Annotated in this window: 10 protein-coding genes and 1 pseudogene; 5 read left to right on the top strand and 6 right to left on the bottom strand. The window is 40.7% G+C overall.

Annotation, left to right across the window (positions count from 1 at the left end; translation table 11 throughout):
- Positions 1-2: 2 nt before the first annotated feature.
- Complete coding sequence (locus tag ABUE30_RS05045; RefSeq protein WP_408622615.1) at positions 3-263, bottom strand: OadG family protein; 261 nt, start codon at positions 261-263, stop codon at positions 3-5.
- Between the two features lie 735 nt (positions 264-998).
- On the opposite strand from ABUE30_RS05045, the gene ABUE30_RS05040 reads away from it, so the two are divergent.
- A complete protein-coding gene (locus ABUE30_RS05040; protein ID WP_408622614.1) occupies positions 999-2,147 on the top strand; it encodes a pectate lyase family protein in 1,149 nt (382 codons plus the stop codon).
- A gap of 785 nt (positions 2,148-2,932) precedes the next feature.
- Here the strand turns inward: ABUE30_RS05040 and ABUE30_RS05035 are convergent.
- The 5 genes from ABUE30_RS05035 to ABUE30_RS05015 form a co-directional block, all read right to left on the bottom strand.
- Complete coding sequence (locus ABUE30_RS05035; protein ID WP_408622613.1) at positions 2,933-3,298, bottom strand: TetR family transcriptional regulator; 366 nt, start codon at positions 3,296-3,298, stop codon at positions 2,933-2,935.
- Between the two features lie 503 nt (positions 3,299-3,801).
- Positions 3,802-4,446, bottom strand: a complete 645-nt coding sequence (locus tag ABUE30_RS05030) for a LexA family protein (RefSeq protein WP_408622612.1) — start codon at positions 4,444-4,446, stop codon at positions 3,802-3,804.
- An 867-nt stretch (positions 4,447-5,313) separates the two neighbouring features.
- Positions 5,314-7,296: a methyl-accepting chemotaxis protein gene (locus tag ABUE30_RS05025; RefSeq protein ID WP_408622611.1), complete on the bottom strand. Its 1,983-nt coding sequence runs from the start codon at positions 7,294-7,296 to the stop codon at positions 5,314-5,316.
- Positions 7,297-8,022: 726 nt separating this feature from the next.
- Positions 8,023-11,211, bottom strand: a complete 3,189-nt coding sequence (locus ABUE30_RS05020) for an HD domain-containing phosphohydrolase (protein ID WP_408622610.1) — start codon at positions 11,209-11,211, stop codon at positions 8,023-8,025.
- Positions 11,212-11,727: 516 nt separating this feature from the next.
- Complete coding sequence (locus tag ABUE30_RS05015; RefSeq protein ID WP_408622609.1) at positions 11,728-12,264, bottom strand: GNAT family N-acetyltransferase; 537 nt, start codon at positions 12,262-12,264, stop codon at positions 11,728-11,730.
- A gap of 384 nt (positions 12,265-12,648) precedes the next feature.
- Between ABUE30_RS05015 and ABUE30_RS05010 the strand changes: the two are divergent.
- The 4 genes and pseudogenes from ABUE30_RS05010 to ABUE30_RS04995 all read left to right on the top strand — a co-directional run.
- A pseudogene (locus tag ABUE30_RS05010) lies at positions 12,649-12,880 on the top strand (IS256 family transposase); the annotation flags it as partial.
- A gap of 315 nt (positions 12,881-13,195) precedes the next feature.
- Positions 13,196-14,968, top strand: coding sequence for a thiol reductant ABC exporter subunit CydD (cydD, locus tag ABUE30_RS05005; protein WP_408622608.1), 1,773 nt, complete (start codon positions 13,196-13,198; stop codon positions 14,966-14,968).
- Positions 14,965-16,641 (top strand): thiol reductant ABC exporter subunit CydC, encoded by a 1,677-nt coding sequence (cydC, locus tag ABUE30_RS05000; protein WP_408622607.1) that lies wholly within the window; start codon positions 14,965-14,967, stop codon positions 16,639-16,641. Before cydD ends, cydC begins: the two co-directional genes overlap by 4 nt.
- Before the next feature lie 208 nt (positions 16,642-16,849).
- Positions 16,850-18,301 (top strand): cytochrome ubiquinol oxidase subunit I, encoded by a 1,452-nt coding sequence (locus tag ABUE30_RS04995; protein ID WP_408622606.1) that lies wholly within the window; start codon positions 16,850-16,852, stop codon positions 18,299-18,301.
- Positions 18,302-18,309: the final 8 nt, after the last annotated feature.

Genomic DNA, 18,309 nt, shown 5'->3' with positions numbered 1-18,309 from the left:
TATCAACCTCTTAAATTGTGTTGAACCCGAGTTTTTTGATGTTGATGAATCGCGGCGGTTAAAACCGCAATTAGTTCATCATCGTCAGGGGTTGCTGGTGGTGCTGATGCCTTATCAGATACAACAATCGGTATTGGCGTAAAACGAATGATTATTTTGGACATCAGCGTTGTCATAAGCACGAGAAAGAGTAAAAACAGAAATACGAACCCCATTCCTAGTGATAATAATGTGAGACCTTCCGAAAATAACGTTTCATTCATGTTTAGTTAACCCCCGAAAAGCTGTGATGTCTTCCAATCTGATTGATTGACTTGCTTAGTGTAGTCACAGTGTTAGCTCAAGCTGATGATTTTTTATGAATAAATTTGCTAGTTGGATCATTAAATAGCGCTAAGTATAGAGCAATACGCAACAAATTTACGCGTTACTCAAGATGAAAGCTGTGAGGTCAATGCACCGCCAGGATATCAACAATAAATGCTAGCATTTGCTTTACCTTCGACTTAGGTTAAATAATCAAACTATTTATTCACAGCATAATGGATCTGAATGATGTTGAAATATTTTATTGAAAACTATGTGATCTCCTAACGAAATACTGGGTCAAAATGATTGAAAAGATGATCTATATCAGCTGGTATAAACTATTTTTTTAAAATTATTGAATCATCATTTGTAATTGGTAGCGATATGTAGGAATATTATCCAATATTTAACTATTTAGTAACAAAATGAAAATTTAAAAATGTACTCATAATGTAAATTTATTCACATTATGTGATCCATCAATTGTTAAATGAATATAAGTCAATATATATTATATGCTAGCTAACTGTCTTATTTTTTGAGATGGAGTTTATGGTTACGCTGGAAAATTTGATGTATTTTAGTGTGCTTGATCTCAATCATCTCGATAAAAACCACACAAAATTTGGATTTATATCATTCAAAGGACTTGCCTAATTAAATAGGTAAAATATGACAAGGAAATATTTATGTTTTTAAATTCAATTAAACATGGATTAGTGGTGCTCATGACTCTGGGGACATTACTCTTGTGTGCTAGCGCACAAGCGGCCAGTACCGGAGGATTTGGAACAACCACTGGCGGCGATAGTTATACATCAACGACTGTGACAACACTTGCACAATTAAAAGCAGCAGTGAGTGCCGGGTCTCACCATATCATTATTAAAGGCCATATTTATGGAGGCTCAACATTAACAACCCTAACATTTGCTAGTACTAAATGGAATAATACAACTATTACAGGTGCTTCTGGTGGGAGCGCTATACTAGAGAATATTCAGCTTAAATTCGACGGCGAGCAGTTGACCAAAGGGACGAATATTGAAAATATTAAAATTTCTAATATCACGTTCTATGGCAACATAGGAGACTTGCAAGCGTTGCCTACTCAGATAAAAGGGAGCTCGAATACAGTCGGTATTAACTATGAAGGGATCTCTCTGCGCCGAATATCTAATGCTGTGATTACTCACTGTACTATTTATGATACCAGTGACGATTTGATGAGTGTGACCTTGTCATCGAATTATGTCACCATTTCATATAATCATTTTTACTTTACCTCTAATTGGGTCAATATGAGCCCCGATCCTGTTTGGAATTGGGTGGGTGAGTATACTGACTTAGCGGGTGAACGCCTTGCTATGGTTATTGGAGCTAACTCAAGTGATTCCTATGTAGCAACAGGCACATTGCATGTGACATTGCACCATAACTGGTTTGGCCCTAATATGCGTGGGCGTCCATTGTTCCGAGGCTGGGTCCATCTTTATAGCAACTACTTCGACAATTCAAATGGTCCGACAGGCACTAAAACTGCCAAAGATGGTAACAGCTACCCAATGCAGCAATATGAAGCGCTACAAGTGAATAGCGGTAGTACCGTTGTCTCTGAGTCAAATTACTTCTATAAAACTAATTACAGTAATAAAATTTCACATAGTTCCAGTGATTATGAATATCAGTTTTATGAACGAAACAATGTTTATAATCAAACTACGGGTTCTTCTGCCACTGGCAACAGTTTTCAGTCATCACCAGTAAGCTATAGCTATACTGTCACATCTGCTGCAAATGTTCCCAATATTGTTCAAGCCCAAGCTGGCCCAAAATAAAGGATACGAAAATGTAATGAGTACAAGCCTCGTTAACGTTTTCGAGGCTTGTATTCATTGGTTTGATGCACGCTTGCCTATCAGGGTCGCTCTATTTATGGTGTGATTTCGTATCTGATAAGGCAGCGGGCTAATGGTCGAGCAGTACAACCCACGATTTGATTCAACGAAGTGATATCATTGTTCTTTCTATTCAATGCATAGGAAGTAGGGGGCTTACTTGATACATAAAGTTTATCTATCCGAGCTATTAGTTCATCGTGGGCAGTGTATTTGGCCATCAACTTATTAAATAGAGCTCTGACCATTTACCCTATTGGTGGAATGACTAATTACTTCAGCAACGTGGTGCCTACTTGCACATTCTTAACGTAATCTTTGCTACGTAACTGACACCGCCCATTTTTGGAGCAGGGTGCGAGCATATCTGATCATCCAAAGAATGCTCGCGTTTTTTCGCCGGCACTCCAAGCCGATTTTTCAGTTTTACCTTTTGGCTGAGGGTTACAATCACACTGTTTCAGCTTACTCATCACAAATTGATTGAATAATGCGGCATTCTCAACTGCTCTTTCTCATGTGATTTCGAGTTTTTCAAAAAAACAATCTCTCATATAGAGTACTGACTGTTTTCTATTTGCTAATGTTGATGGATATAAGGCACTTGTGTGGCGATAAATCGCATATCCGTTGGCAGCTTATGTCTGTACCTAAATGCCATTGAAATACGCACAATCCGTGTTTTATTATTTTTCAATGGCAAATCAATGTGCCATGAAGCAGTATTAAAAGTGAATATAGCGACTAAGTGTGAGTCGCTCTTCGGGAAGTTGACGCTCTAACTCCGAGATCGATGTATGATTTTGATAAGTCATTCGCACAAATGCTAGTTCGGCTTCAAGGCGCAGTAAAGATGGTTTTTCATGCGTTATAATATGCTGGGTAAGCGCCTCATCGAGTGCTTGGCGGGTTGGAAAGTAATGAAAGACGGTTGCAACGCTAGTGTGGGAGGCTTGGGCAATCGCCTGATGATGCACTGTCGCCAGACCATAATTGCGAGCGATTTTTAACGCTGTATTGAGAAGTCTATCGCGGCGAAGCTGAGGACTGAGCCGTTGTCGCTTTGTTGCCGTTGTTTGAGGGATTAACATGGTATTCTCCTATATAAAGCCCCGTTAAATAGAAATTTTTAATGGTTCTAGATATCTGCCTATTGTTCAAACTAATGTGGACAGCTGTGGTTTTATCGGCAACCAACCTCATCGGTGTTGAAGGGTTTTGGCATCGGTGAAGAGATAATGGCTGCTACTATTGGCTTGTTATCTGTTTGACCTAGATAATCCTGTGATAGTTTGTCTTGCACCCTAAACTTGCTAGAGCCCTTGATAAGCTCTTCTTGTCGTTTCACCAGATAAGGTGTTGGTGCAATCCGACAATTGACGTTCTTTAAAATATTAAGTTATATTAAAAATTTAAGATAAATTAATTAACATGTCAATGAAAAATAAATAAAACTTAAATATTAGAAAGATTAATGTGCATAAGAAAAGTAATTCGGGTGGCAAGTACGCTGAAAACGTATTGAAGTATTCATAGAATACTGGATCGCAGCTAAGTTATTGGATGATTGTGGTAAGTGATGAACAATAAAGGCCTAGAATATTCGCCCAGAAAAAATGACAACACCAACAACATGACTATGGCCAGTGAGCGAGATGATTGGCTCAGGCCAATTGGGGTTGATTGGCTTTAGATAGTGATGCCCACCCTCAACGATTAACTGCCTGAACGTTGCTTCATGGTGACCGTCTAATCGTACAATGACATAGGAGCCATGTTTATACTTCAGATTAGGGTCGACAAAAACCAAATCACCATCATGGAAAATAGGTTCCATACTGACCCCCTGTACTTTCAAGACAAAGGTCTGTTCACTGCAGTTCACTGGGCAAGAATATTGCGTTGCTTGATCACTATAAGATTCATGAACTTGTGTCCAATTGCCAGCTTGCTGCCAACTAATCAATGGATATGATCCCTTTATGATCGGCCCATCAGTTACATTGGCAAGTAAGTTGACTGTGTTACTTGGCATCTCCCCTAGGCCATAGAGTAACCACTCAGCTGAACAGTTTAGCACTTTGGCAAGCTGATAGAGATTGCTGCCCTTAGGTGTTGTATCGCCCCGTTCCCACTGCGAAATAGTGACATGACTGACCCCAACGGCTTTGGCAAGCTGTTGCTGAGTCAATCCTGCATGGGTTCTACAACCCTTTAGCCGTTCATATAAGGTATTCATTTAAGCCATCTTAAATTGACTCTGATTAAGTTTCCCTAAATGATTGATACCTTAAGAAAAACTAAATTGCTAGAAAAGATAGTGAAGGTTCATTACGCTCGTTTTTAAATCTGTTTTAAGCAGGCTAAACGGTTACTTTAACCGTGACTTGTATACTCATGATTGAGCGACTCTGTATGGAGTCATTGGCTCTGTTTCTGTCTGTACTGGGAGTCATTCCTTCATGTTCCCCGTTAATTAAGCCCATCGGGGTGTTAAAAGTCCTTTTCTAGAGAGATGATTGGTTTGGATTATCTACAACCGTAAAATTTGTTCGTTGCAGAGTGTATTAGTGGTTTTTGAATTAAAAGTTAGTGAGTTGTTTGACCCTGCTGCGGGTTCTTGACAACACGTATGCAGTTCATTAGTTTTCAAACATCAGTATTTGGTACTTCAGGGCTTGTTCTTCGTTTTTATAGGCATGCTCAATTTTTTGGCGGTATCCAAAATCGTTAGAGAGATTTTTTGCTGATCGGATAAGTGATAGGGTTAAACGTCATCAAATGTTTGGATTAGCATTTAATGATCTGCTGCAAAACGGCATTTGTGGATTGACTCGTATGGGTGAGATATCGGTATCGTCGATCTTATTTCACACATGCTTAGAACTTTAGCAGTTATTGGCTGACAGCGAGTTTGGTCCTTACGAATGCCTTGAGGTTCAACGCTAGTGGGGAACAACTGCTAGCACATTACGGCTAATCGATGGGGGTTTAGAAAAATAGCTATTTGGCTGTTCTCGATATTTAACCTAGGTTGTTATCTATAAGCATAAAAGGCGGCAATATGGGCAATGCCGCCCTGTTTTATTGCGAAACGAAATAAATATTACAGTCGGAAATTATCAACTTCCTGATTTATTTGTTTACCTAGTTCATGTAATTTTCGAGCTTGTTCGGCAGCAAGCTGACTTGCTTTAGACATTTCATCACCAACGCCTCTGATCGTTTCGGTATTGTTACTGATTTCAGATGTGACCGCAGATTGTTCTTCTGCAGCTGTTGCAATTTGTGCAGCCATCTCGTTGATTTTATGAACTGACTCGAGGATTTGACCTAAGCTCTGATTTGCCTCTTCTGCATCAGCCACACTTTTGTTGGCTAAATCTTTGCCTTTGTCTGTGGCTTGTACCGCATTTTGCGCCGCAGTTTGCAGTGATTCAATCATGCCTTGGATCTCTTGAGTGGAGCTATGTGTTCTTTGCGATAAGACACGTACTTCATCGGCTACAACGGCAAAACCTCTCCCTTGCTCGCCCGCTCGTGCGGCTTCAATCGCAGCATTTAATGCGAGTAGATTGGTTTGCTCTGATATACCACTGATGGTTGATAAAATAGAGCTAATACTTTGTACGTGTTGATTGAGGTCGCCGATAATACTGCTCGCGCGGCCCACTTCTCCAGCTAATCCTTCAGTTGAATTTTGGCTTTTCTCAACTTCTTGTCGACCTTTTTCACTAATGGATACACATTGCTGCGCAGAAAGAGCCGTTTGCTCAGCATTCGATGATATTTCTTGCGTCGCTGAAGCCATTTCAGTCACAGCGGTTGCGACCATATGAATCTCACTTTGATGACGTCGTAATCTGTCATTCTGTTGCGTCGAAACTGTAGAAACTCCTTCCGCTTCCGATAACAAGTCTATAGAGGTGCTGCGTAGCCGACTAATAATGCCGTGTAATTGTTCAACAAAGCGATTAAAACTGGTTGCTAGTTGACCGATTTCGTCACCACTATTGACATCTAAACGAATCGTTAAATCGCCATTGCCACTGGCAATTTCATCTAGACTTTTAGTGATTTCGCTAAGGTTTTTAAACATTATTTTTAATAAGAAAGACATAATAAGCAATACCACCACCAAGATGATGAAACTGATCGTTATCTGCCGAATCATTTGGCTGTGTAGAGGCGCATAGAGTGTATCTTTATCCATGACTAAAATGAGCGACCAATTGGAATGTGGAATATCTTGTGCAAAGACAAGACGATCTCGATTGTCTAGTGACATATTCTGAAGTGAATGCTTAGCGACTAAATTTGCTAATGAGGGGCCGGTAAAATTTGCATTGATATCAGAGGCCTTTTTATCTTGTCTATTCGCATTCGGATCCGCGATCACTTGATCACTCTTATCGACGACAATGGCGTAGCCATTACCTGGTACATGTAGTTTGTTTATATACTTGGTCAGTTGCTCTAAAGTGAGGTTCGCACCGACTGCACCAACAAAACGATTATTGACGATTACGGGGTCTGATAAAGTAACAACAGTTTGCTTTGTTGTTGCAGAAACAAAGGGAGATGTGAGAAAACTACCATTTGCCTGCTGAGCACCTTTGTACCAACTTCGCACCCGAGGATCGTAACCAGGTGGATTTAAGCTAGGATCTGGATCATTGCGATTCATGACTCCTTTGTCAGTACCAAAATAAGTGATCGAAAATCCTAAGCCTTTTTTTACTTGCTCTAAAAATATGTAAGGTTTTACTTCGGGATGATCTGAAATTGTTTTTGCTAACTCTCTAACGGCGTTCTTCCGATCTAGCATCCAGTTTCCGACACTGTCAGTAATTACCTCAGACAGTAAATTCACTTCACCTTCTAAACTGGACTCAATATTTTTTTGTAAGGCAGTTATATTTTGAATTACCAATGCTACAAAAGATACTGAAAAGCATAGTATCGTAAGAATAAGAATTTTTTTACGGAGCGAAAATTTGTTCATAGTTCGGATCTCAGTAATTTTAAAAAATATTTTTGTAATATTATCGCGATAACTGATTGCTTTATAAAGTAATTCAATGCGCAATACTACAGAAGTTATTAACCCAAGTATGATTGATATATTAACGAAGAAAAAACCAATATATTATATGAATTTTTTTTCGTAACTAAGTCAATGGTTTAAGCATTTCACCTATCAATGCCACACTAATGGCCTATGACGACAACTGGTTGATTTAATAATGAAATCGCTTTTTAAATTAAGGGTTATACTAATAAATAATATATTTTATTATTTTTTTTGTAACTTGTCAATATTAGTTAAATTAATTAGTCAATTCAACTAATTAATTATTATAGAATAAGATTTATTTTAACATGAGTGTATATGGGATTTGTTAAATATATTTTACGGTCAGTCATTGTTGCCAGAAAATATGGAACGTGGTTTCTGTGCAGCTGTATTATGACGGTCTTGATTGAAAGAGAATTGTTTAACTGTTTTTAAATATGTCCGCAATTTCACCATCAACGACTAACCGATTGAAATGACATTGAATAATAACTGAATTGACGTGACTCGTCATGTTCAGTGCGCAGTGTCGTCATTTCCGATAATTCGCATTCATTTATTTTGATTGAGCAGCCATATTGATTCCGTAATTGACAACTAGTCGCCATTGTTAGGAATATATGGCCTCCTGTAGGCTAGAGAATTCTTTATAAGTGAGTTATTACTTATATTTTTGAATGACAATCTATGAACAAGTACTAGCGGCCTTTACGCTAATGCTTATCATTTGCGGACAACTTAGTGTGGATGTTCTAGCAAATATTTGCTGACGTCGCATTCATCACATTGGGATTGATCTAAGAATTTTTCAGCGTATTTTTTATATACATTGCTTGTGATTAATAAGTTAAATACATCAGGATCAAGTTTTTTCTCTTGCACCATAACTGCAAGAATAGCTAAGGCTTCACTGAGTGTTTTTGCTTTTTTATAGGGGCGATCAGACGCTGTGAGCGCTTCAAATACATCGGCGATTGCCAATATTCGTGCTTCCATAGATAAATCTTTTGCTGTTAATCCTTTTGGATAACCAGTGCCTATCAGTGTTTCATGGTGCCCTCCAGCAATTTCAGGGACTCTGGCGAGCTCCGCGGGTAGAGGCAATGATTCGAGCATACTGATAGTTGAAATAATATGTTCATTGATCCTAAAGCGTTCCTCTGCAGTGAGAGTGCCTTTAGGTATCGACAAGTTATATAGTTCACCCGTGTTGGCAGATAACTTGGGAATTATCATATTTATTTCATCACGCATTTGGTATCTTGGATTGTGGGTCCAAGGAAATAGATGTTCGGGTTTATCGGCCAATAGATGTTCTGTAACAGGCAAGGGATGTGATGGGGATTGGGCTGCCACCTTGGATTCCTGTGGCGATAGACCCAGTCGATCATCAAAGTGGCGAGTCCATGTGAGCGCTGCAATTTGTTGGATTCGTTGCAGTTTCATTTTATCCATGCTCTCAGTACCAATATTACATTGTGCAATAAACGCAAAGTCATCCAGAATCTGCTTTTGTTTTTCTCGCAAATCAATATCTAGTAACGCTTTATCCTCGCCCAATGATCGACTTTTCCAATAATCAATTTCAATATCACGCCAAAGAACTTCAAAACGTGTACGGATTTCATGGATTCTATTATAAATAGTCTCTAGTTTACTGCCTTTATCAATAATATGTTCAGGTGTAGTTATTTTTCCACAATCGTGTAACCATGCTGCAATGTTAAATTCATATTGCTTTTTCTGATCATCAAAATCAAAATTTTTGAAAATCGGTAAAGGACTAGTATTAGCCGCTTGTGCTAGCATCATAGCGAGTTCAGGAACTCGGGCACAATGTTTACCTGTAAAAGGTGATTTGTCATCAATGGTTTGAGCAATTAATTGGATAAATGAATCGAGTAGTTTTTTCTGTTTCTGTTCATGTTTAACAATAGAAATACTCATAGAATACATTGAGCTTGATAACTCATTTATTTCAGTGATATGACTTTTTATTTTATTTAAAGATGAAAATTCACGATTTTTAATATGCATGTTTTGAATGGATAATCGCTTAACGGGTAGAACAATCATTCTAGAAAGGTAAATTAATATAGGGGTCATTAAAACTAATATAACTAATGTTAAAGTCAATGAAATGTAAACTTTAACCATGTAGGGTTCTTCAATATCTGATGTCGGTGTCATTACCCCAATGTAGTTTCCATTGCCAAGATTATATTTCATTTTATGTACGTAAATTATATAATTTATACCATCAATTTTAACACTATCGATTACCTTGTTTGGTGACTTGTCGGTTACTAATTTAGCAAGTTGAGTGAACGACTGATCAGGGACAACACCTGCCCATAATCTGTTATTAATGTTGGATATAGAATTTTTATCTAGCCATCTTAACTTGAAATAGTGATGCTCCCTTGGTGTAATTGATTGAATGGCTTTATTCAATAAGTCTCTTAATTGGGGATCATGATTATGAATGAGGATAGATAAGTCCTGATTTTCATTTAGAGAACTTTTTTTAGGTAAATCATAAATATTAATTTTATTAAATTTATGAATATTTGTTAAATAGCGTAACACATAATTTGTATCAATCGTGGCATCAGCATGTTTTTCTTGAACAGCAACTAGCGCCTCTAGACTATCTTTTACCTCTTTAATATGGATCAGAGGATAATTCTTTTTCATTAATTCCATCAATGCCCAATCTTTCGGAATGGCGACTATTTTTCCATTCAGTTGACTCATAGAATGAAAATCGCTTTCTTTCGCTAAACTAGCGATGGCAGTCGATAGTTTGATATAGGGCTGTGTATATAAACCCCAGCTTTCTCTAGTTGGGTTTTTAAAAATAGAATGTAAGATATCTATCTGGTTTTGTTTAAATAAACTAGTCAGTGAATGCCAGTTATATCCATTTGAAAAACTAATTTTTAGTCCTAATTTTTGCGCCAGTAGTTTCATGACATCGATAGAGTACCCTTGTGGCACACCACTGATTGAAAAATCAAACGGAGGCCAATTTAATTCATTGGAAACGACTAAAGTACCAAGGCTTTTGATATAGCTTTTTTCCTCCTTAGTAAGATTTAATTGTGTTGCCTTTAGGTGTTCTTGCCGGTTCTTTAACTCTAGCGAATCAGCAGTAATATTCCCATTTTTATCAAAAATAATTGTTTCAGATTGGTCACTAGGCCGTGATATTTTTAGATAATGATTTAATATTTCTAGTGAAACATCTGCTGCTATTACTTCCTTGCTTCCCGCTATTTTTTTTGCATAAGTGACTCCAGGTGATTGTGTGTTTGCGAATAAATAGGGTGATGTTTTAATTATGTCATTTGTTATTAATGCATCGTGGTACCAAGGCCTGACATTTGAATAAAAATTGCTTTTTTCGATTTTTTTATGAGTCAGAATAAAGGATGAGTTATAATACAGCGTTTCTTTTCTGCGCCCTTGTGGCGTATTATGGATATAGATAATAACCCATCGGTCTTGTGCTGCTGCCGCAAGTTGCCTTTTCGCAATTGCACTATTATTTAAATTAACAAGTTCGTAGAAATCTCCATTGGGATAGCCCACATACATGGCATATAGGAACGGTGCTTGCTTCATCGCTTGAGCCATCATAAGCACTAAATTTTTCTTTGAATCAATATTGGCCGTTTTTTCGTTCTCTAAGTATTGCGATAACAGCGACACAACCGCAGTACTGCGTCTATCAAGTGTTCGTATTTCATCACTAATTCTTTGAGCAACATGATTAAATTGCGTCTTTGCAGCATCGTGAGCAAGTGATTGGCTAAAGTAGTATTGCAATCCTAATGCGACGGCAACAATAACAATTGACAAAATGGTGAACAACGATACGACAGTCACCCTCATACTAAACGCTATATGCTTTAATCTACGCATTATGGGAGCTCGTATGCATTGGCCAGCAAGAGATTATTATTAAACTATAGCAGGTATTATTTGGGGAATCGAATTAATGCGAGTGAAACCAACAAGTTGATTATCTGAAAAAATTTGTGGGTAGCCAGTCTTATAAAAATGATAGCCGTGCTATTTTCCTGCTGAGTAAAGCGCATTTCTTTTTCGATAAGTCTTGCTTATGCTGTTCTTGGCATCAGATCGCTCTGCTCAGATCACCGATTACGCTTAGCAATTCATAGCGGATATGAAAAATAGTGGTTGAGATACGCAGACCTTGAGCCCATTTAGTCGGTTCAGGGTTATTGCATAGCGCCGTGTTTGCCCAAGGCGTGAGAGCTATATCGAAACAAATTTGGGAACCACAGTTCTTTTGCTTATTCTGCCCACTGTCGTCTTAGCGTGATACTTCCATCGCTGATTTTAGATCACTATGTTGTCCTATCCATTGATAGGGTGATGATGTCGCCGCTTTCTAGGTCACATCATTCACTAGTTTTATCTGGACGACGTTGCCTGCCATTCTTGCTTGCTGAGGTTGAACACTAAACTTTTCGGCGCGTCGGGTATATCTTTCACTGAATTTTCGAAGTGTAGTCCTGCTTTTTCTAGCACGCGCTGAGAGGCTATGTGGTTTTCTCGTACGGTTGCAGAGATAGTGGTGAGCCCTAGTTGGTTAAAACCAAATTCAATCACTGTTCGGCAAAATTCAGTTGCGAATCCTTTCCCCCAGCCATTGACACCCAATCGATACCCTAAGTTGTTTATCTCGGTCCCTAAAAAATCGCGTACGGTTATCCCGCCAAACCCGATCACTTCCTTTGATTCTTGTGGGGAAATGATTGCCCAATGACCAAAGCCATATTCATCCCAGTGCTTTGTCCACCGGTCGAGAACAGATTGCGTATAAACTAAGTCAGGATAAGGCCCTGAGGGATTAAACGCGTTTGTCTTGGGATCGCCATAAATACTGAACAGACTGGCACAATCTGACTGAACGATAGGCCGTAAAAACAAACGCTCTGAGGTTAACATTCCGATACTCCATACAGGTTGTCCAACTCAGTAGCCAGTTGGCCAATAACAGCAAGAAGTGTGCTCGCTATATCTGAGGGCTAATTTGGGGTTTGAGTGAGAAAACACCATCATGACTTTAATTTCCACCTGTTATACGTGTCATGTTGCCCCTTTCATCTGGGGCTTCAAAATGGTTGCTAACATGGCTAAAAACCGTTTTGTGATGAGACTCGAACTGGTCAGATTGTTCTCTACAGTGCTCAGTCATTTGGGCCAAGCATTGCATATCATCGCTAATTTTGCATTGTACGAATCGTTGATAAAATCTGCAATGATTTGTTATATACCAGTGAGTGCTTGTTATTTATCATGCAGTTGCGTGGTGTGGATTCCTATTCACTGATCAGCACCGCAATTTACACCACGAATGCTGTTGAAGCAGTTGCACGCTCATTCAGAAAGTTAACCAAAATTAAGGGTGGTTTTGCTAAGGAGAATAATTTATTCAAGCCACTTTGAACGGGTATATTGAAGGCCTCTGAGCACTGACACATCCCATCCAAATTAGAATTTGACGCTATCACATCGATCAATCCTTTCTAAGGGATGCATAGAAAACCATGTCCATCTGTGAAATTAATCTGACAACAGCAATACATGGGACTGACCATGCTATTTGTTTGAAACATCTATCCTATGACTTAACTGAGTTCAACAACATATTTAATCGACGCTTCGAGCTTGCGGCCACGGCGGATCTACTCATTCGCGCGGCCGCCAATGCACCACTCATATCAGACTAGACACTTAAATTGACTGAGCTTACTCCAGTCGCCATTAGATGTTTTTTATCTATATGTTTGTGATTCTTGAATGCAATTGGAGTATTTTAGAGTTGTCTACACAATACAGTGTCTTAGAAATTTGAACATATTAAGAGCATGAATGCATGGCTAACCCCGTCCCCTTACAAGATAAAGAGCAAACTCTTGAATTAGATCGTTGGCTCAAAAACCAAGCTAAAACGGTTAAAAAACCGCTTAATATTGCCATTATTCTCGGTAGTTTTAATGGCTTCTTTTTAATTGCTCAATGCTGGATGCTGGCACAGGTACTAAATGCGACGGCCATCGAACACAAGTCTATTGTGACTGTCTGGGGGTATTTGGCCAGTATGGTGGGGGTATTTATTGTGCGAGCTATCCTCAATTACGCGAGCCAACGATTTACCTTTGAAGCTGCAGCTCGATTGCGCACTGAGTTAAGAGCCCGCCTATTTAATCATATTAATAAATTAGGTCCCGCCTGGAGCCGAGAGCAACGCTCTGGTGCGCGAGCAACCGAGCTGGTGGATGGCGTGGAAGCACTTGAAAAGTATTTCAGCTTATATCTGCCGCAAAGGCAATTAGCCATCATTATTCCTGTGGCTATTTTGGTTTTTGTTTTTCCATTTGACTGGGTATCAGGGCTGATTTTGGCCATTACTGCTCCGTTGTTGCCGGTGTTTATGATCATAATCGGTAGTCAAACAGAAAAGCTTAATCGGAGCCAATGGCGTAGCCTGACGCGGATGGGAGCACACTTTTTTGACATGATTGAGGGACTGACCACACTTAAATTATTTAATGCGGCCCAAAGAGAAGCCCGTTTTATCGGCCAAATCGCAGAAGATTATCGCTTGCAAACTATGAAAGTATTGCGTGTCGCTTTTCTTTCTTCGATGGTATTGGAGTTTTTCGCGGCCATTAGTATTGCTATGGTGGCTGTGTATGTTGGTTTTCGGTTAATGTATGCTGATATCCATTACCTTAATGGCATTTTTGTACTGTTACTTGCCCCAGAATTTTACCTGCCTCTGCGCAGTATGGGAACTCAGTTTCACGCCCGAATGGATGCACTTGGTGCTGTCGAGCCCATTATCGAATTACTTAACACTCCAGTTCCTTCTGCGCATCATGGTGAGGTTGAACTGTGCCTAAAACAGGCACCGAACATTACCTTTTCTGATCTTGTTTTTGCGTATCCCCAGCGAGATCCCGTCATTTGCGGCGTGAGCCTTAATCTACCAGCCGGCAGTCGCACGGCCATTATTGGTGTTAGCGGTGCGGGAAAGTCAACATTGGGACAATTGCTGCTGGGTTTTTTGAGCCCTACGCAGGGGGATATTATGATTAACACAAAACCTTTGACACAGATATCTCCTAATAGTTGGTATCAGCATGTGTCATGGCTACCCCAGAACCCGACTTTGTTTCATGGCACCATTGAAGAAAATATTGCCTTATCGCCTCGCGTGCAGGGTCATGATGAGGCACTACACCAAGCGATAAAAGATGCACACGCATTGGATTTTATTGATCGTTTGCCACACGGGGTTCAGACGGTTGTCGGTGACCGAGGGCAAGGGCTTTCTGGTGGCGAAATTCAACGGATTGCCTTGGCACGTGCTTTTTACAAGAATGCCCCCGTCGTACTTCTTGATGAACCCTCCGCCAGTTTAGATCCTCATAGTGAACGGTTGATTACCGATGCAATTGCCAGACTTTCGGTTGGCCGAACTCTGCTAACCATTGCACATCGATTGACCACGATTGAGCAGAGTGATCAAATTGTGGTGCTTGAGGGTGGAAAGATCATCGAGCAGGGCTCCCCTGACGCCTTAATGTCTTTAAACGGAGCTTACGCACAACGCTATCATGAGTATTGCGGGGCTGGGCTATGAAGTGCAAAAAAAATAGAGAACTCCGTTGGCTATTTACGATCAGTCGACCCTATTTGGGTTGGATGATGGCAGGGGTTTTACTCGCCACTACGGTTATTCTCGCTAATGTAGCATTGCTTGCAGTGTCTGGCTGGTTTATAACAGCTATGGCCATCAGTGGCCTGAGCGCCGCGGCTATCAATTATTTCACCCCAGCCGCAGCGATTCGTGGTTTAGCAATTTTGCGAACTGTTGGCAGATATCTTGAACGATTGATTACCCATGAAGCGACTTTTCGACTACTTGCTGGGTTACGCCAATGGTTTTTTGAACGATTAGAGCCTTTAGCACCGGCGCGGCTTCAGAATTATCAAGGGGGGGATTTGTTAAGCCGAATTAGTGCAGACATTGATAGTCTAGAAAATGCCTATTTGCGGCTATTTACCCCCACTTTAGCAGCATTGCTTGCTAGTTTTTTGATGATCATGTTTCTTTTGTTTTGGAGCCCGGCGATCGCCTTGACGAACCTAGTCGGGTTGCTGATGGTTGGCCTCGTTTTGCCTTGGGCGGCTCTGTATTTGGGGATGAACAGTGGTCAGCAAATTGTCGAAGCTAGAGCGGTTTTGCGCCAACGAACCAGTGAAACTGTACGAGGTTTGGCTGAAATAACGCTCTATGGTGACCCACAACAACGAATGGCGATCATTCAAGATGAAAACAAAGCACTGGTTGTCCCTCAAAGGCAACAAAACCGCATCGATGCAAGCAGTGCCGCGTTAACGGGGCTTTTTAGTCAATTAACTTGGCTGGTGATGATTGTGATTGCCATTTATTTGCTACAAAGTGGCCAACTCGATGGGCCAGAACTCGTCATGTTGGCTTTTTTTGGCATGGCCAGCTTTGAGGCAGTCGCTACGTTGCCCATCGCTTTTCGTGCATTAGGTGAAACATGGGGGGCCGCGCGTCGCATTCTGGATTTGGTTGATGCCGATCCCGCTGTTACTGATCCGATTCATCCTTGTGCTGCGCCACAACAGTTTGACATACGATTTGATTCGGTATGTTTCGCCTATCCGAAAAATAAGCAACCCGCTCTTCGCGACATCAGCTTTCACTTGAAACAAGGACAAAAACTGGCTATTCGGGGAGCCAGTGGTTCTGGAAAAACCAGTTTGACGCAGCTATTACTCAAATTTTGGACGGCCGATAGCGGACAAATTGCCATCGGCGGAACGGGCCTAGAGGATTTAAGTGGCGACACGGTCCGCAAACTCTGTGCAGTCGTTTCCCAGCAGGTTCACCTATTTAATACCACGCTGGCGGCTAATTTATATCTCGCCAAACCTAATGCAACATCTGAGGAGTTACTCGAGGCCTGCCGTGCAGCGGCTATTCTCGATGATATTCTGGCGTTGCCAGAGGGGTTTGATACCGAGGTAGGGGAAGCGGCGACTCGTTTGTCAGGCGGGCAAATTCGACGCATTGGCATTGCTAGGGCACTCCTTAAGGATGCGCCTATTGTCATTTTGGATGAGCCCACAGAAGGGCTGGATGCTGGTACAGAACAACAAGTCATTCAAGCATTAGCGAGGCTATTGCAGGGACGAACTGCAATCATCATCACTCACCGTCCACAGTTGCTGACACTCGTCGATCACAGCTTGATGATGGATGAAGGGTGTATTGTCCCTTAAATTTCGATAAGTTTGCAGATGAATGAGATAAGCGAACCCGCGGCTTTACATTAGTAAAAGCTAAACATGGATTGAATAAGCATCATAAGAACGTCATAATATTAACAAATTGTAGAGAAAAAACTGCTCTGGTCCTAAAAATACCAATGCATCCTTACACAAACTGCCTCATGACAGTCCTTAAATTTCAACCGTCTGGAGAAACAGAATGACAGACCCCTCACTCATGACCGGCCTTGCTAGACTAGATTTTGGGTGGATCACGACGATGCATATTATCTATCCCCCATTGACCATTGGTCTGGCCGCTTTTTTATTTTTTAGTGAATGGCGTTGGCTCAAGACAAATAATGACGAATGGTATCGATTGACACGTTTTTTTGAAAAGCTATTCATCATTAACTTTGGAGCTGGCGTAGCCACCGGGATCACAATGGAAATGTCTTTTGGCATTCTCTTTGGTCCTTTTTCTCAAGCCGCAGGGCCATTTTTTGGCAATATTCTCGGTTACGAAACGATTACCGCTTTTATGTATGAAGCGGGTTTTATTGGTCTGATGATTTTTGGGTGGGGTAAAATCAGCAAGAAAATGCATCTTTTCGCCACTTTTAATGTGACGTTTTCTTCAATGTTGTCTGCTATGTGGATTTTGGATGCTAATTCCTGGATGCAAACGCCAACAGGTGTTCACATTGAAAAAGGATTGTTTTTAGTTGATAGCTGGACAGATGCCATTTTTAATCCCAATTTTTTGACCGCATTTCCTCATATGCTCATCGCATGTTTTGAAATTGGACTGTTCTTTGTGGCAAGTGTTTCAGCTTGGATGATTTATAAAAATCGCTACCCTAAACTGTTTCTTCGCACGTTGACCACCTCGCTTATGGCATTGGTTATTGTCGCGCCTTTGCAGGTTTATATGGGGGATGCGCTAGGGCAATCCGTCGCTAAACATGATCCCGCAGCATTAGCCTCAATGGAAGGGCATTGGCATACTTATAATGCTGATGGTAGCCCCAATACTAGCTGGAACCTGATTGCTTGGCCGAATGAAGCGAAGGGAACAAACGACTTTCAAATTGCGATTCCTCATGTTCTCAGTCTACTTGAAGATCATCAATGGGTGAGCACCGTGACTGGTCTGGATCAATTTAAGAAATCAGATCGTCCTCCCGTTTTGATCCCATTCTACTCTTTTCGTATCATGGTGATGGCTGGAATGGCACTGATGTTAGTGGCTTTTTGGGCACTCTATTTACGCATGCGGGGACAGTTCACAGCGACAAGACTACAGCAGCATCATTGGTTTCTGCGCGCGGTCATCTTGAGTTCTACGTTGCCTTATCTTGCTATTTGGACAGGGTGGTGGACGCGTGAAGTTGCACGCCAACCTTGGATTATCCATGGCTTGATGCGAACCTCGGAAGGGGTGAGTCAGATGAGTATTACGGCAGAGATTATTTGGTTTATTGGTTTTATGTTCTTTGATCTGCTTGTCTGGTTTGGGGCTTGGTACTTTTTTTCCAAAGTGATCCGTAAAGGCCCTGATATGAAAACAGATGTTATCCATGGTGTCACGCCAGAGGCCATGCATTTGGGCGATATGCCCAACGAAGAAGTCGCTGAAGGAAAACCTTTGTTTGTACGGCCTACCGTCTAATCGACATA

The organism is Celerinatantimonas yamalensis, from assembly GCF_046054155.1.
Taxonomy (GTDB): Bacteria; Pseudomonadota; Gammaproteobacteria; order Enterobacterales; family Celerinatantimonadaceae; genus Celerinatantimonas; species Celerinatantimonas yamalensis.
Note: the sequence above shows the minus strand (reverse complement) of the source record. Positions and strands in the feature narration are given on the sequence as shown.

Coding starts and splice junctions, on each gene's coding strand:
- ABUE30_RS04995 (WP_408622606.1), top strand. CDS start 16,850: ATGACAGACCCCTCACTCATGACCGGCCTTGCTAGACTAGATTTTGGG.
- ABUE30_RS05045 (WP_408622615.1), bottom strand. CDS start 263: ATGAATGAAACGTTATTTTCGGAAGGTCTCACATTATTATCACTAGGA.
- ABUE30_RS05020 (WP_408622610.1), bottom strand. CDS start 11,211: ATGCGTAGATTAAAGCATATAGCGTTTAGTATGAGGGTGACTGTCGTA.
- cydC (WP_408622607.1), top strand. CDS start 14,965: ATGAAGTGCAAAAAAAATAGAGAACTCCGTTGGCTATTTACGATCAGT.
- ABUE30_RS05015 (WP_408622609.1), bottom strand. CDS start 12,264: ATGTTAACCTCAGAGCGTTTGTTTTTACGGCCTATCGTTCAGTCAGAT.
- cydD (WP_408622608.1), top strand. CDS start 13,196: ATGGCTAACCCCGTCCCCTTACAAGATAAAGAGCAAACTCTTGAATTA.
- ABUE30_RS05035 (WP_408622613.1), bottom strand. CDS start 3,298: ATGTTAATCCCTCAAACAACGGCAACAAAGCGACAACGGCTCAGTCCT.
- ABUE30_RS05030 (WP_408622612.1), bottom strand. CDS start 4,446: ATGAATACCTTATATGAACGGCTAAAGGGTTGTAGAACCCATGCAGGA.
- ABUE30_RS05040 (WP_408622614.1), top strand. CDS start 999: ATGTTTTTAAATTCAATTAAACATGGATTAGTGGTGCTCATGACTCTG.